This is a genomic window from Peribacillus sp. Hz7 (assembly GCF_042136355.1).
Classification (GTDB): domain Bacteria; phylum Bacillota; class Bacilli; order Bacillales; family DSM-1321; genus Peribacillus; species Peribacillus asahii_A.
In genome coordinates, this window is record NZ_JBHHJV010000001.1 from 387,609 (window position 1) to 408,611 (window position 21,003).

Annotated in this window: 20 protein-coding genes; 19 read left to right on the forward strand and 1 reads right to left on the reverse strand. The window is 40.4% G+C overall.

What is annotated here, in order from left to right; genetic code table 11:
• Positions 1 to 200 precede the first annotated feature (200 nt).
• From ACE199_RS01870 to spoVM, 17 genes are all read left to right on the forward strand, one after another.
• A complete protein-coding gene (locus tag ACE199_RS01870; protein WP_375348341.1) occupies positions 201 to 2,879 on the forward strand; it encodes a cation-translocating P-type ATPase in 2,679 nt (892 codons plus the stop codon).
• Between the two features lie 103 nt (positions 2,880 to 2,982).
• Entirely contained in the window at positions 2,983 to 3,858 is an 876-nt protein-coding gene (locus ACE199_RS01875; protein WP_375348343.1) for a YicC/YloC family endoribonuclease, read from the forward strand.
• Between the two features lie 54 nt (positions 3,859 to 3,912).
• Positions 3,913 to 4,176 (forward strand): extracellular matrix/biofilm regulator RemA, encoded by a 264-nt coding sequence (remA, locus tag ACE199_RS01880; RefSeq protein ID WP_034313813.1) that lies wholly within the window; start codon positions 3,913 to 3,915, stop codon positions 4,174 to 4,176.
• A gap of 10 nt (positions 4,177 to 4,186) precedes the next feature.
• Positions 4,187 to 4,801 (forward strand): guanylate kinase, encoded by a 615-nt coding sequence (gene gmk / locus ACE199_RS01885; protein ID WP_375348344.1) that lies wholly within the window; start codon positions 4,187 to 4,189, stop codon positions 4,799 to 4,801.
• A 3-nt stretch (positions 4,802 to 4,804) separates the two neighbouring features.
• Positions 4,805 to 5,011, forward strand: a complete 207-nt coding sequence (rpoZ, locus tag ACE199_RS01890; protein ID WP_127759738.1) for a DNA-directed RNA polymerase subunit omega — start codon at positions 4,805 to 4,807, stop codon at positions 5,009 to 5,011.
• Between the two features lie 254 nt (positions 5,012 to 5,265).
• On the forward strand, positions 5,266 to 6,474 hold the full coding sequence (gene coaBC, locus ACE199_RS01895) for a bifunctional phosphopantothenoylcysteine decarboxylase/phosphopantothenate--cysteine ligase CoaBC (RefSeq protein ID WP_375348345.1): 1,209 nt from the start codon (positions 5,266 to 5,268) through the stop codon (positions 6,472 to 6,474).
• 8 nt (positions 6,475 to 6,482) lie between these two features.
• A complete protein-coding gene (gene priA, locus ACE199_RS01900; RefSeq protein WP_375348346.1) occupies positions 6,483 to 8,894 on the forward strand; it encodes a primosomal protein N' in 2,412 nt (803 codons plus the stop codon).
• A gap of 260 nt (positions 8,895 to 9,154) precedes the next feature.
• Positions 9,155 to 9,640, forward strand: coding sequence for a peptide deformylase (def, locus tag ACE199_RS01905; RefSeq protein WP_127759741.1), 486 nt, complete (start codon positions 9,155 to 9,157; stop codon positions 9,638 to 9,640).
• Complete coding sequence (gene fmt, locus ACE199_RS01910) at positions 9,637 to 10,584, forward strand: methionyl-tRNA formyltransferase (protein ID WP_375348347.1); 948 nt, start codon at positions 9,637 to 9,639, stop codon at positions 10,582 to 10,584. Before def ends, fmt begins: the two co-directional genes overlap by 4 nt.
• The gene (gene rsmB / locus ACE199_RS01915; RefSeq protein ID WP_375348348.1) at positions 10,584 to 11,936 is read left to right on the forward strand and encodes a 16S rRNA (cytosine(967)-C(5))-methyltransferase RsmB; all 1,353 of its coding nucleotides are present in this window, start codon (positions 10,584 to 10,586) and stop codon (positions 11,934 to 11,936) included. Before fmt ends, rsmB begins: the two co-directional genes overlap by 1 nt.
• Positions 11,933 to 13,027: a dual-specificity RNA methyltransferase RlmN gene (gene rlmN / locus ACE199_RS01920; RefSeq protein ID WP_252283267.1), complete on the forward strand. Its 1,095-nt coding sequence runs from the start codon at positions 11,933 to 11,935 to the stop codon at positions 13,025 to 13,027. The genes rsmB and rlmN overlap by 4 nt, the downstream gene beginning before the upstream one ends.
• A gap of 6 nt (positions 13,028 to 13,033) precedes the next feature.
• Positions 13,034 to 13,783: a Stp1/IreP family PP2C-type Ser/Thr phosphatase gene (locus ACE199_RS01925; protein WP_375348350.1), complete on the forward strand. Its 750-nt coding sequence runs from the start codon at positions 13,034 to 13,036 to the stop codon at positions 13,781 to 13,783.
• Between the two features lie 5 nt (positions 13,784 to 13,788).
• Entirely contained in the window at positions 13,789 to 15,795 is a 2,007-nt protein-coding gene (gene pknB, locus ACE199_RS01930; protein ID WP_375348352.1) for a Stk1 family PASTA domain-containing Ser/Thr kinase, read from the forward strand.
• Between the two features lie 26 nt (positions 15,796 to 15,821).
• A complete protein-coding gene (rsgA, locus tag ACE199_RS01935) occupies positions 15,822 to 16,703 on the forward strand; it encodes a ribosome small subunit-dependent GTPase A (RefSeq protein WP_252283270.1) in 882 nt (293 codons plus the stop codon).
• A 3-nt stretch (positions 16,704 to 16,706) separates the two neighbouring features.
• Positions 16,707 to 17,357, forward strand: a complete 651-nt coding sequence (gene rpe / locus ACE199_RS01940; protein ID WP_375348353.1) for a ribulose-phosphate 3-epimerase — start codon at positions 16,707 to 16,709, stop codon at positions 17,355 to 17,357.
• 65 nt (positions 17,358 to 17,422) lie between these two features.
• On the forward strand, positions 17,423 to 18,076 hold the full coding sequence (locus ACE199_RS01945) for a thiamine diphosphokinase (protein WP_375348354.1): 654 nt from the start codon (positions 17,423 to 17,425) through the stop codon (positions 18,074 to 18,076).
• A 115-nt stretch (positions 18,077 to 18,191) separates the two neighbouring features.
• Complete coding sequence (gene spoVM, locus ACE199_RS01950; RefSeq protein ID WP_119116607.1) at positions 18,192 to 18,272, forward strand: stage V sporulation protein SpoVM; 81 nt, start codon at positions 18,192 to 18,194, stop codon at positions 18,270 to 18,272.
• Between the two features lie 233 nt (positions 18,273 to 18,505).
• On the opposite strand, the gene rpmB is transcribed toward spoVM, so the two are convergent.
• Positions 18,506 to 18,694, reverse strand: a complete 189-nt coding sequence (gene rpmB, locus ACE199_RS01955) for a 50S ribosomal protein L28 (protein ID WP_028392895.1) — start codon at positions 18,692 to 18,694, stop codon at positions 18,506 to 18,508.
• Positions 18,695 to 18,942: 248 nt separating this feature from the next.
• Here rpmB and ACE199_RS01960 point away from each other — a divergent pair, with 248 nt between their 5' ends.
• Both ACE199_RS01960 and ACE199_RS01965 read left to right on the forward strand, forming a co-directional pair.
• Positions 18,943 to 19,305 carry an Asp23/Gls24 family envelope stress response protein gene (locus ACE199_RS01960; RefSeq protein ID WP_127759750.1) on the forward strand — a complete coding sequence of 121 codons (363 nt, stop codon included), beginning with the start codon at positions 18,943 to 18,945 and terminating at the stop codon, positions 19,303 to 19,305.
• A gap of 17 nt (positions 19,306 to 19,322) precedes the next feature.
• Positions 19,323 to 20,993 (forward strand): DAK2 domain-containing protein, encoded by a 1,671-nt coding sequence (locus ACE199_RS01965; protein ID WP_375348355.1) that lies wholly within the window; start codon positions 19,323 to 19,325, stop codon positions 20,991 to 20,993.
• The last annotated feature ends 10 nt before the right edge of the window (positions 20,994 to 21,003 follow it).

Consider the following 21,003-nt stretch of genomic DNA (forward strand, 5'->3'; position numbering starts at 1 on the left):
AGCAATCGAGACTTGTACTACTTTTCATAATCATTATAGCATTTTTTTGGACGAGTCTGAATATGTATGGGAGGAGAGATGGTTGGAGCTTGTCAAGGTTAGAGGAGGGGGAGTACTGCTTAGATCGTGCACATTATCTGTTTCTGTAAATAATCCCGCCGCCACTTTTCTACTATTATGCAGAGGATGTGTGATGCTCGATGAAGTTCCGGGAAATGAAGACGCAAGAAATAGAGAATGCTCTTCAAACAAGCATTAAGCTTGGATTGAGCGAAGATGAGGTGACGAAAAGGCAGCGTAAACATGGGTTTAATGAACTTCAAGAAGCCGAAAAACAGTCTGCGTTACTGTTATTTTTTGCCCAGTTTAAAGATTTCATGGTGCTCGTATTATTGGTCGCAACGCTTATCTCGGGGATACTAGGTGAATATGTAGATGCGATTGCTATCATTGCAATTGTGTTTTTAAACGGGATTCTTGGATTTTTTCAAGAACGAAAAGCAGAGAAGTCTTTAGATGCTTTAAAGGAGATGTCTGCTCCGCAAGTCTATGTGTTACGTGATAATAAATGGATAAAAACACCTTCTAAGGAAGTCGTTGTTGGGGATGTTTTAAAATTTGCAAGCGGTGACCGAATCGGAGCAGACTTGCGAATTGTTGAATCATTCAGTTTAGAAATTGAAGAATCTGCTTTAACAGGTGAATCACAGCCGGCTGTTAAAACATCTGAGCAGCTTTTATTTGATGCGGATGGTATTGGTGATGAAGAGAATAAAGCGTTTATGGGGACGATGGTAACGAGAGGAAGCGGTAAAGGGATTGTCATCGCCACTGGAATGGATACAGCGATGGGGAAAATTGCCCACTTGCTTCAAACGGCTGAAACGATGATTACACCGCTTCAACGTAGATTGGAGCAGCTTGGTAAAATTTTAATTGCGACGGCGCTCGTGTTAACGGTTATTGTAGTACTGACAGGTGTATTACAAGGACATGACGTGTATACGATGTTTTTAGCAGGGGTGTCGCTTGCGGTTGCAGCTATTCCTGAAGGCTTGCCGGCTATTGTGACGGTTGCCTTGTCGCTAGGTGTGCAACGTATGATTAAGCAGCGGGCGATTGTTCGTAAGCTTCCTGCTGTTGAAACGCTCGGTTGTGCATCGGTTATTTGTTCGGATAAAACAGGAACGATGACACAAAACAAAATGACAGTGACAAAGCTATGGAGCGGCGGAAAGACATGGGATGTTACAGGGACCGGCTACGCTCCTGAAGGAGAATTTCTAGACGGTGAACGAGCTGTTTCTTTACAAGGGGAAAAATCATTGCTTCAATTGTTAACATTCGGTATGCTGTGCAATAAAGCTGATTTAGTGAGAAAAGGAGATCGGTTTACGTTAGACGGCGATCCAACGGAAGGAGCAATGTTTGTTGCCGCCTTAAAAGCAGGGTTAACGAGAGAGCAATTGTTTGAGAAATTTACAATTGTGAAGGAATTTCCATTTGATTCGACACGAAAAATGATGAGTGTCATCATAAAAGATGAAGCAGGAAAGCATTTTGTTGTGACGAAAGGAGCTCCAGATGTCCTGTTTGCTCGCTGTGAATCAATTTTGTGGGATGGGAAAATGGCTCCTTTGAATAAAGAATATCAAGCAAGTGTTCATCGAGAAATGGAAGGACTAGCTTCACTTGCTCTTCGGATGATTGCGGTAGGCTATAAGCCATTAGCGGCTGGACATGTCGTGTTACATGAAGAGGAAGCTGAAAAGAATTTAACGTTTATGGGGCTGCAAGGAATGATTGATCCTCCTCGTCCTGAAGTGAAGCAAGCTATTAAAGAATGTCGAGAAGCAGGCATTAAAACAGTGATGATTACGGGAGACCATGTGACAACCGCTAAAGCGATTGCTGCGCAACTCGGTATTTTAAAGGGCAAGGAGAAGGTAGTTGAAGGGAAGCAATTAAATGATTTGTCGTTTGAAGAGCTAGAAGAAATAGTGGAAGATGTTGCGGTGTTCGCTCGTGTGTCACCAGAGCACAAACTACAAATTGTAAAGGCTCTGCAAAATAAAGGGCATATCGTAGCGATGACCGGCGATGGAGTGAATGATGCCCCGGCTATTAAAACAGCGGATATTGGGGTAGCGATGGGGATTACAGGAACGGATGTAGCCAAAGAAGCCTCCTCCCTCATATTAGTGGATGATAATTTTGCGACGATTAAATCAGCGATTAAAGAGGGACGGAATATTTATGAAAATATTCGGAAGTTTATTCGTTATTTATTAGCTTCGAATGTAGGAGAAATTTTGGTGATGTTTTTTGCCATGCTTTGTGCCTTACCGTTGCCGATGGTGCCTATTCAAATCTTATTCGTCAATTTAGTGACAGATGGTTTACCCGCGATGGCTTTAGGTCTAGATGCGCCAGAAGATGATGTGATGAAGCAAAAGCCGCGTAGTCCAAACGAAGGCGTATTTGCAAGGGGACTTGGGTGGAAGATCATTTCTCGCGGTTTTTTGATTGGTCTTTCCACCTTGATTGCTTTTTATATTGTCTATCGTGCGAATCCGGACAATTTGGAATACGCTCAAACGGTCGCTTTTGCTACATTAGTGTTAACGCAGCTTATTCACGTGTTTGATTGCCGAAGCGACCGTTCCATCTTTTCACGAAATCCTTTTGGAAATAAATATTTAGTTGGCGCTGTATTATCTTCTTTATTGCTAATGATTGCGGTCATCTATTATGAGCCATTGCAAATGATTTTCCATACGGTTGCGATTCCTGCTCGTGATTGGCTGTTAATTATCGGAATGTCGTCGATTCCAACTTTTTTACTGGCTGGCAGCTTTTTAGCAAGAAAATCAAAATAATATATGATATAATCCATAAGGTAGTAGAGTGTTCTCTATTACCTTTTTATTTTTTTCCAATACATATAATGACCGTACATTATGTTTGATAGGAAGTGAAACCATGGTTATTAGTATGACAGGCTATGGACGAGGTAAGGCAGAGAATGATCATGTAAGGGTAACTGTTGAAATTAAAACGGTGAATCATCGCTTTTGTGAATACAATATTCGAATGCCACGACAGCTTTTATTCTTAGAAGATAAAGTAAAGAAGAAAGCAAATGAATATATTCGGCGTGGACGAGGAGAAATTTTTATTACAGTCGAAGGGGAAGGCCTTGTTGCTAAGGAGCTGAAGTTCGATTGGGATATTGCGGATCAATTTGTTTCACTCATAGATACAGTACAAGAAAAGTATAAGTTAAAATCACAAGTCACGTTACAAGATTTACTGAGACTTGAAACGGTTTTTTCAGTAGAAGAAGTGCCCGCAGAAAATGATGAAGTGGAATGGCTCCTACTGCAAGCATTAACGAGCGCGTTAGAAGATGTAAAACGTATGCGCATTCAGGAAGGCCAAGAGCTAGCTTATGACTTAGAAACACATAAGGAAAAGGTAGCAGCTATTGCACAACATGTGAAACAATATGCTCCTTCGGTTGTTCGTACTTATAAAGACAGGCTAGCGATGAAGTTAAACGAGTTAACGGATGGGTTGATTGAAGAAAGTCGACTTGTTACAGAAGCAGCCATTTTTGCGGATAAGTGTGACATTAACGAAGAGTTAACTAGATTAGAAAGTCACTTATTACAATTCGCAGAAACATTGAAGCAAAAAGATCCGATTGGTCGTAAGCTTGATTTTCTTGTACAAGAGATGAACCGAGAAGTGAACACGATTGGTTCAAAGGGAAATGACTCTCTTATTACAAAGGAAGTTGTTGAAATGAAAAGCTTATTAGAAAAGATGAAAGAACAAGTTCAAAATATTGAATAGGTTGTTTATGATTGAAGCTTCAAGGTGACAATAGAAGAGGGATGGAGGACAATAATGTCGATCAAGCTCATAAATATCGGTTTTGGAAATATTGTTTCTGCAAATCGTATTGTCTCAATCGTGAGTCCGGAATCGGCTCCAATTAAAAGAATTATTCAGGATGCCCGCGATCGCGGTTCATTAATAGATGCTACATACGGAAGAAGAACAAGAGCTGTAATTATAACAGATAGTGATCACGTTATCTTATCAGCTGTTCAGCCGGAAACAGTTGCTGCACGTCTTCAAGATCGTGATGACAGCGTAGAAGAGGGGTAAAGGATATATTATGAAAGAAAAAGGGTTATTGATTGTATTATCTGGGCCATCTGGTGTTGGAAAGGGAACGGTTCGAAAGGCTATTTTCTCAGAGCCTGATAAATCGTTTGAGTATTCTATTTCGATGACGACTCGTCTTCCACGTGAAGGAGAAGTTGACGGGATTGATTATTTCTTTAAAACGCGGGAAGAGTTTGAAGCGCTCATTGAGCAAGGGAAATTGCTCGAGCATGCTGAGTTTGTAGGCAACTACTATGGTACACCTGTTGATTATGTACGAGAGACAATTGAGGCAGGAAAGGATATTTTCCTAGAAATTGAAGTAGAAGGAGCAAAGCAAGTTCGGGAAAAATTCCCAGATGGCTTGTTTATTTTTCTGGCGCCGCCAAGTCTTTCAGAACTTGAGAACCGCATCGTGAATCGTGGAACGGACACGGAAGAGGTGATTCAACGCCGAATGAAAGTGGCAAAAGAGGAAATTGAACTTATGAGCTTATATGATTATGTCGTTGAAAATGATTCTGTAGAAAAAGCATGTGAAAAAGTAAACTGCATTATTGTTGCTGAACATTGTCGACGTGAAAGAGTAGAAGCTCGTTATAAAAAAATGCTGGAGGCTGAATAAATTATGTTATATCCACCAATTGATTCTTTATTACTTAAAATTGATTCTAAATACTCACTTGTTTCTGTTGCCGCTAAGCGTGCTCGTGAAATGCAAATTAAGGAAGATTGCCAAATTGAAAAGCCTGTTTCTCATAAATCTGTTGGTCGTGCGCTAGAGGAAATTTATTCTGGGAAATTAACTTATACGAATCAATATGAAGAAAAGTAAGTAATTGCATTTGCTTGACCTTTTCGGGTCTGACTCCGTAAAGCAATGAGGCTCGGTAGTTTATCTACCGTATCTCGCTCTGCAAACGTTGTCAGACCTTTTCTTTTTGTGCAGGAGCAGGGGATGTCCGCATGATCTTATTCTATTGGAATAGATGTTTGAATGATAGTCGTTTCAAAAGGTAAAGTCATATTCGTTTTGTATCCATTTGGATTATAATAAAATAAACAATGTTCAAGCTAGGGGGAAATTCTATGCTTATCGATAAAAAGATTCTTCTTTGTGTAACAGGTGGTATTGCTGTATATAAGGCAGCAGCTTTAACAAGTAAATTGACACAAGCGGGAGCTTCGGTGAAGGTAATCATGAGTGATTCAGCTCGTCAATTTGTGACTCCGCTTACATTTCAAGCGCTATCACGACATGATGTCTATACCGATACGTTTGATGAAAAGGATTCAGCTGTTATTGCTCATATTGATTTAGCAGACTGGCCGGATCTTATTCTGCTTGCTCCAGCGACAGCGAATGTGATTGGGAAGCTTGCTAACGGTATTGCTGATGATATGATTACGACAACACTTTTAGCTACTGAAGCACCAGTTTGGGTTGCTCCAGCGATGAATGTACATATGTATGCCCATCCTGCTGTCCAAAAAAATATGGACACATTACGATCTTTCGGCTATCAGTTTATTGAACCAGGAGAAGGCTATTTAGCGTGTGGTTATGTTGGTAAAGGGCGCCTTGAAGAACCTGAGACGATTGTTCAGCATTTGCAGCGTTTTTTTGATGAGAAGGATCAACCATTACCGCTTCGTGGGAGGAAATGTTTAATTACGGCAGGACCGACGCGGGAAGCGATTGATCCCGTTCGCTTTTTAACGAATCATTCGAGTGGGAAAATGGGGTATGCTTTGGCAGAAGAAGCGATTAAACTAGGTGCGGAAGTGACGCTTATTTCAGGCCCAGTTCATTTAACACCACCTGCTAAAGCTCATGTTGTACAAGTTGAATCAGCAGCAGAGATGTATGATGCGGTCTGGCCATTTTATGACGATGCGGATATTGTTATTGGTACAGCTGCTGTAGCGGATTATAAGCCAAAAGTTTATCATACACATAAAATGAAAAAACAACCGGGAGACAATGTAATTGAGTTAGAACGAACAAAAGATATTCTTCAAGAGTTGGGAATGAAGAAAACTCATCAACTTATTATTGGGTTTGCTGCTGAAACGAACGCAGTAGAAGAATATGCACGTGGAAAGCTTGAGAAAAAGAATGCAGATATGATTGTAGCCAATAATGTAACGACAGCAGGAGCTGGCTTTGGAACAGATACGAATATTGTAACGATGTTTAAACGAGATGGCAGTGCTATCAACTTGCCAATGCTGACAAAAACAGAGACAGCAAAACGAATTTTAACTGAAGCAGCTTCGATGTTACAAAAGGATTGATGGAAAGTATGAACATTGCAACAGTTATTGTGGATGTTCCCGCAAAGCAAACCGACCGTGAATTTGATTATCGAATTCCTGACAAATGGATAAACATCATTCAACCGGGCATGCGCGTAATTGTCCCGTTTGGCCCGAGAATGGTACAAGGATTTGTGGTCGGATTGAAAGAGCATAGTGAGTGGAATAAGTTGCGTAATATGAAAGAGCCGATGGATTTAGAACCGGTCTTAAATAAGGAATTGCTGCAGCTTGCCAATTGGATGACACGGGAAGCGATGTGTTTTAAAATCACCGCTTTACAAGCAATGCTCCCAGCAGCGATGAAAGCAAAATATGAAAAAGTCCTTAATATAATCGAAGAAAAAAAGGGTAAGTTGTCTCCTATTGTTCTTGCTGCAATGGGACATCGTTCTTCCATCACTTGGAAGGAAGTCATTGAAGGCGAACATGGAGCTCTTTTTCAAAAGGAAGTACAACAGGGGCATCTTGAGCTTGTTTATTATGTGAAGAATAAATTAAATAAAAAAACAATCAAAGTGATTCGCCCATTACATACAGGGGAAAAGCTTGCGGAAATTGCACTCACTTTTACCGGAAATGCGAAAAAACAGCGTGAGGTTTTACAATATTTCTGTGCGCATCCTGAACCTATTTCGTTAAAAGAGCTGCTTGAAGTAACTCATGCATCGAACGGGACGGTCAAAGCATTAGTCAAGAAGCAGCTGCTCGCTGAAGAACATCAGGAAGTATATCGTAATCCGTATGAAAATCGAATCTTTGAACGGTCAGAGCCGCTGTCGTTAACGACTGAGCAAGCTTTAGCACTGCACCCGATTCAAGAAAATATTAGGAACAAAGAACATGAGGTGTTTCTTCTATATGGAGTAACAGGGAGCGGGAAAACGGAAGTCTATCTTCAAGCCATTGCTTCCGTTATTGAAAAGGGTGAGGAAGCGATTATGCTTGTTCCGGAAATTTCGTTAACACCGCAAACGGTCAAACGTTTTAAAGAACGATTTGGTGAGCAGGTCGCTGTGATGCATAGCGGTTTGTCAATCGGAGAGAAGTATGATGAGTGGCGTAAAATTCATCGTAAAGAAGTGAAAGTGGTCGTCGGGGCACGATCGGCCATCTTTGCGCCCTTTGAACATCTTGGTTTAATTATTATCGATGAAGAACATGAAGCAAGCTATAAACAAGAAGAGACACCGCGCTACCATGCCCGTGATGTCGCGATTGAGCGAGCTAAATCACATCGCTGTCCGGTTATTCTCGGCAGTGCGACACCTACATTAGAATCGTTTGCCCGCGCTCAAAAAGGGGTATATAAGTTACTAACGATGAGTCGGCGTATGAATGAAAGTGCACTTCCAGCTGTTGAAATCATCGATATGCGCGAGGAACTTCGCAATGGAAATCGCTCGATGTTTTCAGAAATGCTGTTAACGAAATTAACAGACCGTCTTGAAAAAAGGGAACAGACTGTTTTGATGTTAAATAAACGAGGACACTCATCCTTTGTTATGTGCCGCAGCTGCGGCTATGTGATTCATTGTCCAAACTGTGATATTTCTCTCACCTATCATCGCTTTAATGATATAATGAAATGTCATTATTGCGGTCATGAAGAGGGCATGCCAAATGTTTGTCCAGAATGTGAAAGTGAACATATTCGCTTTTTTGGAACAGGAACGCAAAAAGTAGAGGAAGAACTAGCGAAGATACTCCCTGAAGCACGCGTTATTCGTATGGATGTGGATACGACAAGCAAGAAGGGATCGCATGAACGATTGTTGAATGCTTTTGGAGAAGGCAAGGCTGATATTTTACTTGGTACGCAAATGATCGCAAAAGGTCTTGATTTTCCTAATATTACGCTTGTCGGAGTTTTATCAGCAGATACAATGTTGCATTTACCAGACTTTCGTTCTTCAGAGAAAACGTTTCAGCTTTTAACGCAAGTGAGCGGACGAGCTGGACGGCACGATCTTCCTGGAGAAGTAGTGATTCAAACATATACACCTGAGCATTATAGTATTGAGCTGGCTGCTCTTCAACATTATGATTCGTTTTATGAACGAGAGATGTTGATCCGGAGGCAAAGTCATTATCCGCCTTATTTCTATCTTGTTCTTATTACTGTATCACATGAAGATGTTATGAAAACGGTGGCGACGACAGAAAAGATTACACACTATTTAAGAATGCAGTTAAGTCCGCATTCTATTATTCTCGGCCCAGTTGCTTCACCGCTTAGTCGAATCAACAATAGATATCGCTATCAATGTCTGATAAAATACAAGCGGGAGCCGCAATTACATCATCATTTACACACGATTTTAGAGCATTATCAACAAGAATCTATACAACATCATTTGACCATTTCGATTGATTTAAATCCACAAATTATGATGTAGTCCAGTCGCGAGCTGCTAGTAGCGCTCGCGTTTTTAAATAAAATGATTGTAAAACGAGTAAGGGGATATCGCTTCGCGTGCCCTGCGCTAGGACAGTATAAAATTTTCAATATGTTTTGGTGTCTAGCTTCAGGCGCCATCGGCTCGAGGGCATAAGTCAATCACTTCGAAAGGCAAAGAACGCCTTTTGTCAGCGCTTGTCTTATGCTTGTCGCCGATAAGCAGGCGCCTTGCGCTTTTCTAATAGGAGGTTTAATTTTTTGACGATTTTACCAATTGTAATGTTTCCGGAAAAAATTTTGAAACAAAAATGTGCAAAAGTCACAAGTTTTGATAAAAATTTGGCTAAGCTGTTAAATAATATGTATGAAACGATGGTCGAAGCAGATGGAGTAGGGCTCGCTGCTCCGCAAGTTGGTGTGAAAAAACAAATTGCTGTCGTGGAAATAGATGAGGAATCCGGTGTCATTGAAATGATCAATCCAGAAATTTTAGAAGCAGATGGAGAACAAACCGGGATTGAAGGGTGCTTAAGTTTTCCGGATGTATACGGCGAAGTAACACGTCCATATCGTGTAAAGATTCGGGCACAAAATCGACGTGGAGAATATTATGAGCTTGAAGCGGAAGATTTTTTAGCGCGCGCCATTCAACATGAAATTGATCATTTGCACGGCGTTTTATTTACAAGTAAAATTTCTCGCTATATAACAGCAGAAGAGCTAGAAGGGTTTGAGGAACAATGACAAAGATTATTTTTATGGGGACGCCGGATTTTTCGGTACCTGTTTTAAAGCGAATTATGGATGAAGGCTATGAAGTAATAGCGGTTGTAACGCAGCCAGATCGACCGGTTGGACGGAAGAAAGTATTAACGCCTCCACCTGTAAAAGTAGAGGCGGAGAAGTACGGTATCCCAGTATATCAACCAGAAAAAATTCGCAATGAAGCAGATTTAGCTGAGATTTTGGTTCTAAAACCTGACTTAGTTGTGACAGCGGCTTTTGGACAGATTTTGCCGAATGAACTGTTGGAAGCGCCAAAGTTTGGCTGTATTAATGTCCATGCTTCTCTTTTACCAGAGCTGCGCGGCGGGGCACCGATTCATTATTCAATTTTGCAAGGAAAAGAAAAAACAGGTATTACGATTATGTATATGGCTGAAAAGCTGGATGCGGGAGATATTTTAACACAGGCAGAGGTTGTCATTGAAGAAGAAGATAATGTTGGAACACTTCATGATAAGCTAAGTCAAGTGGGGTCAGATTTATTAGCGGAAACTTTGCCAAAACTAATAAACGGAGAACTTACTCCCATTAAGCAGGATGAAGCGAAAGCAACTTTTGCTTCGAATATTAAACGGTCCGATGAAAGAATTGATTGGACAAGAACAGGACAAGAAATTTATAACCATGTGCGCGGCTTAAATCCGTGGCCTGTAGCGTATACACTATTGGAAGGCAACGTCTTAAAAGTATGGCAAGCAAAAAAGCTTCCAGGCATGAAAGAATCCGCTCCGGGAACCATCATCGATGTTTGTGAAGAAGGGGTTGTTGTTGCAACAGGTAACGAAACCGCTATTCTCATTACCGAGCTTCAGCCTTCAGGTAAGAAAAAAATGCTGGCAAAAGATTATTTACGCGGTGCTGGGGCATTTATTAAAGCAGGTATGAAGGTAGGAGAAGAATAATGAAGCAAACGAAAAAGGGTGTGCGAGACATTGCCCTTGATATTCTCGAGTCAGTAGAGAAAAATCAAGCGTATAGCAACTTGATGTTAAATAATGTGATTAATAAATACCAGCTTTCCAGCGCAGACAGCGGGTTGTTAACGGAAATTAGTTACGGAACGATTCAACGAAAGATGACGTTAGATTATTTTCTAAAACCGTATATTAAAAACCCGAAAAAAACACAGTCTTGGGTAATCAATTTACTCCGCATGTCTGTTTATCAAATGGTTTACTTAGATAAAGTGCCGGATCATGCGATTTTGTTTGAGGCAGTAGAAATTGCGAAAAAACGAGGCCATAAAGGAACGACATCGATGGTTAATGGTGTACTTCGCAATATTCAACGAAATGGTGTTGCTTCTTTTGAGGAAATTGAAGATGAAAGCGAACGTTTAGCGATTAGGACGAGTCACCCAATTTGGCTTGTAAAGCGTTGGATTGAGCAATTTGGCTTTGAAAAAACCGAAGATATGTGTGAAGTCAATTTAACAGCTCCTTTGCAAACGGCACGGGTGAATGTAAAGAAAATTTCCCGCAGTGAGCTTGTGAGTATTTTAATTGAAGAAGGCTACGATGTTGAAGCGAGCGATATTTTGCCGGAAGCGATTATTTGTTATCGCGGGAACTTAGCTCATTCTGAAAGTTATAAATTAGGATACTTATCGATTCAAGATGAAAGCTCGATGCTCGTTGCCCATGCTTTAGGCGCAAGTGGAAATGATGCGGTTCTCGATTGCTGTGCAGCACCTGGAGGAAAAACAACACATATTGCCGAAGGATTAACGACTGGACAAGTGTATGCTTTAGATTTGCATGAGCATAAAGTAAAGCTGATTAAAGATCAAGCAGAGCGTTTAGGGCTTCGAAATGTTAAAACACAAGCTGCGGATAGCCGGCATGTTCAAGACTTATTTAACAAAGAAGGATTTGACCGTATTCTTGTCGATGCACCATGTTCGGGCCTGGGAGTCATGCGCCGTAAACCCGATGTGAAGTATACGAAAACAAAAGATGATATAATAAAACTCTCTTCTATTCAACAAAAGTTGTTAGATGCAGCGGCACCTTTAGTGAAGCAAGGTGGGCGCTTGATTTATAGTACATGTACGGTCGATCGCGAGGAGAATGATCGAGTAGCAGCTGCCTTTTTGGAGAGTCATCCGGAATTTGAAAGCGATCTAGGTTTAAAAGAAAGAATGCCTGAGGCGATTGTGCCTTATGTGCAGGGGCATAGACTTCAAGTATTCCCTCAATATTTTGAAAGTGATGGATTTTTTATTGCAAGCTTTAGAAAGAAGGTACAAGCATGACAGAGATTACAAAGTCAACAAGAGTGAAAAAAGATACGAAGCCAGAAAAGCCATCGATTTATTCGTTAGAAATTCAGCAGCTGAAAGAATGGGCTGTTGAGAACGGTGATAAAGCTTTTCGTGGTGAACAAATTTATGATTGGTTATACAAAAAGCGTGTAAAAGGGTTTGCTGAAATGACAAACCTATCAAAACAGCTGCGTGATAAATTAGAAGAACAGTTTACATTTACGACGCTGAATACATTAATTCAACAAACATCTAGTGATGGTACGATGAAGTTTTTATTTGAGCTTCATGATGGCTATTCGATTGAAACGGTACTAATGCGCCATGATTACGGAAATTCTATTTGTGTTACAACGCAAGTCGGATGCCGAATCGGTTGTACGTTTTGCGCTTCTACACTTGGTGGGTTAAAGCGTAACTTAGAGGCGGGAGAAATTGTCGCTCAAGTTGTAAAAGTACAGCAAGCATTGGATGAAGTTGACGAGCGGGTGAGTTCCCTTGTCATTATGGGAATCGGGGAACCATTTGATAATTATGACAACATGATGTCCTTTTTACGAAACATTAATCATGAAAAAGGCTTGAATATTGGAGCACGTCATATTACGGTTTCAACAAGCGGCATTATCCCAAAAATTTATCAATTTGCTGAAGAACCTCTACAAATTAATTTTGCTGTTTCGCTTCATGCACCAAATACGGAACTGCGCAGTAAATTAATGCCGATCAACCGTGCGTATAAACTGCCTGATTTAATTGAAGCTATTAAGTATTATACAGAAAAGACTGGGCGTCGTGTTAGCTTTGAGTATGGTTTATTCGGTGGAGAAAACGATACAGTGGAGCATGCGGAAGAACTCGCTGCACTTATTAAAGGAATCAAGTGCCATGTAAACTTAATTCCTGTTAATTACGTACCAGAACGTAACTATGTGAGAACACCTCGTGAACAAATTTTTGCATTTGAAAAAACATTGAAGAAACGTGGTATTAATGTAACGATTCGAAGAGAGCAAGGTCATGACATTGATGCGGCTTGTGGTCAGCTTCGGGCCAAGGAGCGAAAAGAAGAGACGAGGTGACTCGATATGCGGACAATTTATAGAACAGATCGCGGTAAAGTACGTCAACACAATGAAGATAATGGTGGAGTTTTTATCAATTCCACAGGGATTCGCCTTGCCATCGTAGCCGATGGTATGGGCGGTCATCGTGCTGGGGATGTGGCAAGCACGATGACCGTTGATTTGTTAAAGAAAAGCTGGGATGAAGCAGGCGCTATCGAGACAGCGAATGAAGCGGAAGCGTGGTTGAGAGAAAATATTACGAAGGTAAATGAAGTTCTTTTTCAACATGCTGCGGAGAATAACGAATGCCAAGGAATGGGAACAACTATTGTTGCAGCTATCTGTACAGACAAATTTGCATCGGTTGCCAACATCGGTGATAGTCGCTGTTATTTGCATAATGAAAGTGGGTTTAAACAAGTAACAGAAGATCATTCTCTCGTCAATGAACTCGTTCGTACTGGTCAAATTACGAAGGAAGATGCGGAACACCACCCGCGGAAAAATGTTTTATTGCGGGCATTAGGTACGGAATTAAAAGTAGAAATGGATATTGTAACGGTCATGTTTGAAGAAGAAGATATTCTGCTGCTCTGTTCGGATGGTTTGTCTAATAAAGTAAGCGAACAAGAAATGTGCAATATTGTGAAAAATGAACATTCACTAGAAGAAAAAGCAACGGCCTTTATTGATTTAGCAAATCAGTATGGTGGCGAAGATAATATTACCCTCGTACTCGTTCAATTTTATGATGAAAGTGTAGTGAGGTGAGTCTGATGCTGGTTGGTAAAAGAATTAATGACCGCTATAAGCTGCTAAAAATGGTTGGCGGCGGCGGCATGGCAAATGTGTATTTGGCTCGGGACATGATTTTAGATCGCGATGTGGCACTGAAAATCTTGCGCATGGATTTTAATAATGATGAAGAATTCATTAAGCGCTTTAATCGTGAAGCACAATCGGCAACGAGTCTTGCTCATTCTAATATTGTCAGCATCTATGATGTCGGTGAAGAAGGCGATATCTATTATATCGTAATGGAATATGTCGAAGGAATGACATTGAAACAATACATACAAAAAAATTCTCCTATTCCTATTGAAACAGCTTTAGATATTATGAAGCAAATTACAGCTGCCATATCTCACGCGCATCATAACGGAATTATTCATCGTGATATTAAACCGCAAAACATTCTCATTGACCATGAAGGGACTGTTAAAATCACGGATTTCGGTATTGCGATGGCATTAAGTGCTACAAATATTACGCAAACAAATGCGGTGCTCGGTTCTGTTCATTACTTATCCCCTGAACAAGCGCGAGGGGGGATGGCCAATAAGAAATCGGACATTTATTCGCTTGGCATTGTGATGTTTGAGTTGTTGACAGGAAGATTGCCATTCTCAGGAGAATCCGCTGTCTCTATCGCGCTGAAACATTTACAGTCTGAAACGCCGTCACCGAAGCGATGGAATGCCGACATTCCGCAAAGTGTAGAAAATATTATTTTAAAGGCAACAGCGAAAGACAGCTATTATCGTTATGAAAGTGTTGAAGCGATGGGGGAGGATATTCGTACAGCGCTTGATCCGGGCAGGGAGAATGAAGCTCCCTTTTTCATCCCGCAAGATGAAGAGGCCACAAAGGCAATTCCGATTATTACCAATGATTATCTAGACAGCATCGATGAGACAATCGTTAGAGGACCAGAGAAAAATAAGCCTGTTTCCGACCATGATGAATCGACCATTGCCAGCGATAAAGCAAACCACAATAAGCCTGCTAAACAACCTGAACAAGAAAAAACAAAGCGGAAAAAGGGGCCGGTTATTTTAGTGGCATCTTTTTTAACGCTATTATTTTTGACAATCTTGATTATTGTAGTGTTCCCATCTTTGCTAGGAACAAAGGAAGTAGCGATTCCCGACTTGCAAGGAAAAGAGTTAGAGGATGCGATTACGGAATTGCAGCATATAGGTTTAGTGCCAGGCAAAATTATTGAATTAGAAGACTCAGAAATTCCTGAAGATCATGTTATTAAAACGAATCCAAAGGAAGGTAAGAAAGTAAAAGAAGGCGCGAAAATTGACATTTATCAAAGTATCGGTCAAGAAACGATCGTTCTTTCTGATTATGAAGGGGAAAACATAGAAGACATAGAAAAGCAATTAGAAAAAATGGAATTTAAAGATATCGTCGTGACAGAGGAGTACCATGCTGATATTGCTTCTGGAACGATTATTTCACAAAATCCAGTGGCCAATACGGAAGTTTTACCTGAGGATACAGTTATTGAATTTACTGTTAGTAAAGGAAGCGAACAAATTTTACTGAAAGATTTAACAGGCTATAGTGAGGCAGGTCTAAAAGACTATGCGCAAGATAGCGGTTTGATAATAGAAGTGGAGAAGGAAGAATATCATCAGTCTGTGCCGGAAGGACAAGTTATTTCGCAGTCCCCTGCTGCTCATTCTTCGATTGATAACGGAAGCACAGTCAAAGTTGTATTATCAAAAGGAAAAGAAGAAGTACCACCAAAAACGGTTACAAAAGAAATTACGATTGAATATAAGCCTGATGTTATGGGGGTGGCTCAGTCTGTTCAAATTTACGTTGAAGATTTAACAAGAACGATGGATGAACCGTTTGACTCGTTTTATCTTACTCGTGATGAGAAACGAACGATTGATTTCACGGTTTCAATTGATAAACCTGCTAGGTATAAAGTTATGCGGGATGATCAAGTAATTATAGATGAAGAGGTACAGTATTCCGATTAAGAAAGTTTAGCAGAAGGAGTGGAGCTATGCCCGAAGGAAAAATTATTAAAGCACTTAGCGGGTTTTATTATGTGTTAGACGGTGAAGAAGTGATTCAATGTCGCGGCAGAGGCGTATTTCGCAAAAATAAAGTCACGCCCCTTGTCGGCGATTATGTCGTCTATCAAGCCGAAAATAAAACAGATGGCTACGTGTTAGAAGTAAAACCGCGAAAAAACGAATTGGTTCGCCCGCCGATTGCGAATGTGGATCAAGCGATTCTCGTTTTTTCGGCAGTGGAACCAGATTTTAGTCCAGCGCTGTTAGATCGCTTCCTTGTATTGATTGAGGATAATGAGATTGATCCGATTATTGTTGTGAGTAAAATTGACTTAGTTCCTCAAGAGAAGCGAGCTCAGTTGGATGAGTACGTAAGCAATTATAAAAAATTAGGGTATCCTGTGATGATTACGTCTTCTGTCACTGAAGTAGGAATCGATGATCTGCTTCCGTTTGTGGATGGAAAAACGAGTGTGTTTGCCGGGCAATCGGGTGTCGGTAAATCCTCAATATTAAATGCGATTAACCCTAAACTAGATTTAAAGACGAATGACATTTCATCTCACTTAGGTCGCGGCAAACATACAACTAGGCATGTTGAGCTTATTCATATTGGCTCGGGTCTTGTTGCGGATACACCAGGGTTTAGTTCGCTGGATTTTATCGAAATGGAAGCTGAACGGCTTACGTATTGTTTTCCTGAGTTTTATGAGTTAAGTGAGAATTGCAAATTCCGAGGTTGCTTGCATGATAAGGAGCCTCGCTGTGCTGTGAAAGCAGCGGTCGAAGCAGGAGAAGTTCCTGTTTACCGTTATGAACATTATAAACAATTTTTAGAAGAAATTAGAGAGAGAAAGCCGAGGTATTGAACGATGGTTAAAATTGCTCCATCTATATTGTCAGCTAATTTTGCAAAATTAGGAGAAGAGGTTTTAGACGTAGAACGCGGTGGTGCGGATTATATTCATGTCGATGTTATGGACGGACATTTTGTTCCTAATATTACAATTGGTCCGTTGATTGTAGAGGCAATTCGACCAGTTACGAAGCTTCCGCTTGATGTACATTTAATGATTGAAAATCCTGATCAGTATATTGAAGCATTTGCGAGAGCAGGTGCGGATTATATTACTGTCCACGTCGAAGCATGCCCGCATTTACATCGTACAATTCAATTAATTAAGTCTTTCGGTGTGAAAGCAGGCGTTGTGTTGAACCCGGCGACACCTGTTGTTCAGATTCAACATATTATTGAAGATGTAGACATGGTGCTGTTAATGACGGTAAATCCAGGCTTTGGGGGACAGAAGTTCATTCATTCTGTGTTACCAAAAATCGCTGAAGTAAAGGCATTGGCTGATCAATTCAATCCAGATTTGGAGATTGAAATTGATGGTGGTGTAAATGAAGAAACGGCCAAACTATGCATAGAACAAGGTGCTAATGTATTAGTGGCAGGCTCTGCTATTTATAACCAAGAAGACCGAGCTGAGGCAATCAGAAAAATTCGCGGTAATGATTAATTGTATGGAAGGAAGCCGACTCAATACTTGAGCGGCTTTTTTCTGTAGAGGTATGGAGGAGTTATATGAATATTTGTATTATGGCTGGAGGGCCAAGTCAGTATTGGCCCAACTTACAGATGTATAAACAAACAGCGAATCTGTGGGTCGGCGTTGATCGCGGAGTATTGGCGTTATTAGAGCAGGGGATTACTCCTCATCTTTCAGTAGGAGATTTTGATTCGGTGACGAAGGACGAGCTTCAAATGATGCAAGCTCAATTGCTAGAAGTATCGCTGTTTCCTTCGGAGAAAGATGAAACAGATCTTGAGCTTGCGCTTAACTGGGCCATTCGTCAAAAACCAAAGAATATTTATATTTTTGGGGCGACGGGAGGGCGAATTGACCATTTTCTTGGAAATATTCAACTGCTTCAACAAGAGACTGTTTTACAATGTTTAGATGAAACGGACATATACATCATTGATGAGAAAAACAGTGTTACTATAAAAAAGCCTGGGACATACGATATTCAATACGATTCAAAGAAGAAATATTTTTCTCTTTTGTCTGTGACGAAGGAAGTAACAGGTATTACGCTAACAGGATTTAAATATCCGCTGCATCAAGCACGATTAACGAGAGGGTCCACGCTTTGTATTAGCAATGAACTAATTTCTGAATATGGGAATGTTTCATTTGAAAAAGGCATAATAATGATGGTAAGAAGCAATGATTAAAATTTATGCTGGAGACAGATTCGGAATTCACCTTCTGTGCATAATCTGTTAAAAAGCTTATCTCGTGATAGAACATTCCACGAAATAGGTGTGGAGATATAAGAGGAGGGGCATAATGAAATTTTATACGATTAAATTGCCTAAGGTCCTTGGTGGTTTAGTGAAGGCGATGCTTGGAGCACTTAAAAAAGGATAAACAACAAATAAATGATAACACCCAGTCAATTGGGTGTTGTTTTTTATATAACGAGCTGACCAAGCCTGTTTCGCTTTATGTCTAGCTCTACCGGCTAGCTTGCTGTGCAGAAGATAATGGCCCCTAAAAGGCAAACTGCGCCTTTTGTGTCCATTCCTATCTGCTTCACGAGCTGACCAAGCCTGTTTCGCTTTTCAAAATAAAAAGGCACCCTGGGGAGGATGCCGTTAACATTATACGCGTTCTACTTTGCCTGATTTAAGAGCTCTTGCAGAAACGTATACACGTTTAGGTTTACCGTCAACTAAAATACGTACTTTTTGAAGGTTAGCGCCCCATGTACGCTTGTTTGCGTTCATTGCGTGAGAGCGTTTGTTACCAGAACGAGTTTTTCTTCCAGTGATTACACATTGACGTGCCATGTTTAATTCCCTCCTAACTACTCTTGCTTAAGTTCAAAACTATCTTAAGTCTTTTGAAATACCTTAATAATTTATCATACATGCCGTGAGAATGCAATACTGTAGTTTATTACTTTCAAGAAAAATACCTTGACATATAGTTGAGAAGAATCATTTATAATAAAATAGGATGGCTATGACTTTTAAAACAAGGGCTATTATAGTAGAATGTTAAATAGTTAATGCGATTTTTTGGGAGGGTAAAGAAAATGTCTATCGAACTACAAACGAAATATGGACAAATTGATATCTCTATGGATGTAATTGCTACTGTAGCTGGCGGAGCGGCTGTTGATTGCTACGGAATTGTCGGGATGGCTTCCAAAAAACAATTTAAAGACGGTATTGCTGAAATTTTACGAAGAGAGAATTTCGCTAAAGGCGTTATCGTTCGTCAAGAAAACGAAGAAGTTCACATTGATATGTTTATTATTGTTAGTTATGGAACGAAAATTTCAGAAATTGCTCATAATGTGCAATCGAAGGTGAAATATACTCTGGATCAAACAGTCGGACTTGCTGTTGATTCTGTTAATATTTTTGTGCAAGGAGTTCGTGTAACGAACGCTTAAGTATAGGAGGAAATTTTGTGTCAATTACGAGTTTAGACGGAAAGCGTTTTGCAGAAATGATCATTCAAGGGGCTAATCAGCTGGCAGCTCATGCTCAAATGGTCGATGCATTAAACGTTTTCCCTGTTCCAGATGGAGATACAGGAACGAATATGAATTTATCTATGACTTCTGGAGCGAAGGAAGTACAGAACAATGTGCAAGAGCATATTGGTAAAGTAGGAGCTGCGTTATCGAAAGGCTTGCTGATGGGAGCGCGTGGGAACTCCGGTGTTATTTTATCACAGTTATTCCGCGGCTTCTCAAAAGCGATTGAACATAAAGCAGCGATTACGAGCGAAGAATTTGCTCAAGCATTTGAAGCGGGTGTTCAAACGGCATACAAAGCGGTCATGAAACCTGTTGAAGGAACAATTTTAACGGTTGCTAAAGATGCAGCTAAGCAAGCGGTTGTTTCTGCTAAAAAGCATCGTGATATCGTTCTTGTGATGGAAGAAATTGTGGCAGAAGCAAATGCATCGCTAAATCGTACGCCAGATTTATTACCGGTTTTAAAAGAAGTAGGTGTAGTAGATAGCGGCGGTCAAGGTTTAGTGTTTGTATATGAAGGCTTTCTTGCGGAGTTAAAGGGAGAAGCTCTTCCAACTCGTTCGGCCAATATTCCAAGTATGGATGAGCTGGTAAATGCGGAGCACCATATGAATGTACAAGGGCACATGAATACGGAAGATATCGTATTTGGTTACTGTACAGAATTTATGTTGCGATTAGAGGCGGGAAAAGTAGCCAATCATCCTTTTGACGAAGAGTCCTTTCGTCAAGATTTAAGTGAGTACGGAGATTCTTTACTTGTTATTTCTGATGAAGAAATTGTGAAAGTACATATTCATTCGGAACAACCGGGAACTTGCTTAAACTATGGTCAACAGTACGGCAGCTTAATAAAGGTGAAAATTGATAATATGCGTGAACAGCATACAGCGATTGTCAATGAAACGACAACGCCGTTACAAACAGCGCCAAAGGAAAAAGAACAATATGGTGTTGTATCGGTTGCGATGGGTGCCGGAATTAGTGAATTATTTAAAAGCATTGGTGCCAAGCAGGTTATTGAAGGTGGCCAAACAATGAATCCGAGCACAGAGGATATCGTTAAGGCGGTACAAGCTGTTCATGCAGAAACGATTATCATCCTTCCGAATAATAAAAATATTATTATGGCAGCTGAGCAAGCTGCAGCTGTGTTAGAGGAACAAGTTATTGTTATCCCATCTAAAACAGTCCCGCAAGGAATGGCGGCGTTACTTGCGTTTAATCCAGCTCTTTCTGCAGAAGAGAATGAAGCGGTTATGAAAGAAGCCCTTTCTCATGTGAAGACAGGGCAGATTACCTATGCTGTTCGCGATACGCAAATCGATGGCTTAACGATTGAAAATGGCGACTTCATGGGTCTGGACGAAGGGAAAATTAAAGTCAAAGGAAAAGAAAAGCTTCAAGTTGCAAAAGATTTGTTAGCAGAGATGATTGATGAAGAGTCGGAAATTTTAACGATTCTTCATGGAGAAGACGCAACAAATGAAGAAGTAGAAGCACTTGTTGCCTTTTGTGAAGAAACATTTGAAGACGTTGAAGTAGAAGTCCATAATGGACAGCAACCTTTATATGCGTTTATTTTCTCAATTGAATAAAAAGATCCAA

What these genes read in the sequence shown, in the direction of transcription:
- rpe (WP_375348353.1), top strand. Translation starts at nt 16,707, where the DNA reads ATGGTTAAAATTGCTCCATCTATATTGTCAGCTAATTTTGCAAAATTA.
- rlmN (WP_252283267.1), top strand. Translation starts at nt 11,933, where the DNA reads ATGACAGAGATTACAAAGTCAACAAGAGTGAAAAAAGATACGAAGCCA.
- remA (WP_034313813.1), top strand. Translation starts at nt 3,913, where the DNA reads ATGTCGATCAAGCTCATAAATATCGGTTTTGGAAATATTGTTTCTGCA.
- spoVM (WP_119116607.1), top strand. Translation starts at nt 18,192, where the DNA reads ATGAAATTTTATACGATTAAATTGCCTAAGGTCCTTGGTGGTTTAGTG.
- rsgA (WP_252283270.1), top strand. Translation starts at nt 15,822, where the DNA reads ATGCCCGAAGGAAAAATTATTAAAGCACTTAGCGGGTTTTATTATGTG.
- fmt (WP_375348347.1), top strand. Translation starts at nt 9,637, where the DNA reads ATGACAAAGATTATTTTTATGGGGACGCCGGATTTTTCGGTACCTGTT.
- ACE199_RS01870 (WP_375348341.1), top strand. Translation starts at nt 201, where the DNA reads ATGAAGTTCCGGGAAATGAAGACGCAAGAAATAGAGAATGCTCTTCAA.
- rsmB (WP_375348348.1), top strand. Translation starts at nt 10,584, where the DNA reads ATGAAGCAAACGAAAAAGGGTGTGCGAGACATTGCCCTTGATATTCTC.
- pknB (WP_375348352.1), top strand. Translation starts at nt 13,789, where the DNA reads ATGCTGGTTGGTAAAAGAATTAATGACCGCTATAAGCTGCTAAAAATG.
- ACE199_RS01945 (WP_375348354.1), top strand. Translation starts at nt 17,423, where the DNA reads ATGAATATTTGTATTATGGCTGGAGGGCCAAGTCAGTATTGGCCCAAC.
- priA (WP_375348346.1), top strand. Translation starts at nt 6,483, where the DNA reads ATGAACATTGCAACAGTTATTGTGGATGTTCCCGCAAAGCAAACCGAC.
- ACE199_RS01925 (WP_375348350.1), top strand. Translation starts at nt 13,034, where the DNA reads ATGCGGACAATTTATAGAACAGATCGCGGTAAAGTACGTCAACACAAT.
- coaBC (WP_375348345.1), top strand. Translation starts at nt 5,266, where the DNA reads ATGCTTATCGATAAAAAGATTCTTCTTTGTGTAACAGGTGGTATTGCT.
- gmk (WP_375348344.1), top strand. Translation starts at nt 4,187, where the DNA reads ATGAAAGAAAAAGGGTTATTGATTGTATTATCTGGGCCATCTGGTGTT.
- ACE199_RS01875 (WP_375348343.1), top strand. Translation starts at nt 2,983, where the DNA reads ATGGTTATTAGTATGACAGGCTATGGACGAGGTAAGGCAGAGAATGAT.
- ACE199_RS01960 (WP_127759750.1), top strand. Translation starts at nt 18,943, where the DNA reads ATGTCTATCGAACTACAAACGAAATATGGACAAATTGATATCTCTATG.
- rpoZ (WP_127759738.1), top strand. Translation starts at nt 4,805, where the DNA reads ATGTTATATCCACCAATTGATTCTTTATTACTTAAAATTGATTCTAAA.
- rpmB (WP_028392895.1), bottom strand. Translation starts at nt 18,694, where the DNA reads ATGGCACGTCAATGTGTAATCACTGGAAGAAAAACTCGTTCTGGTAAC.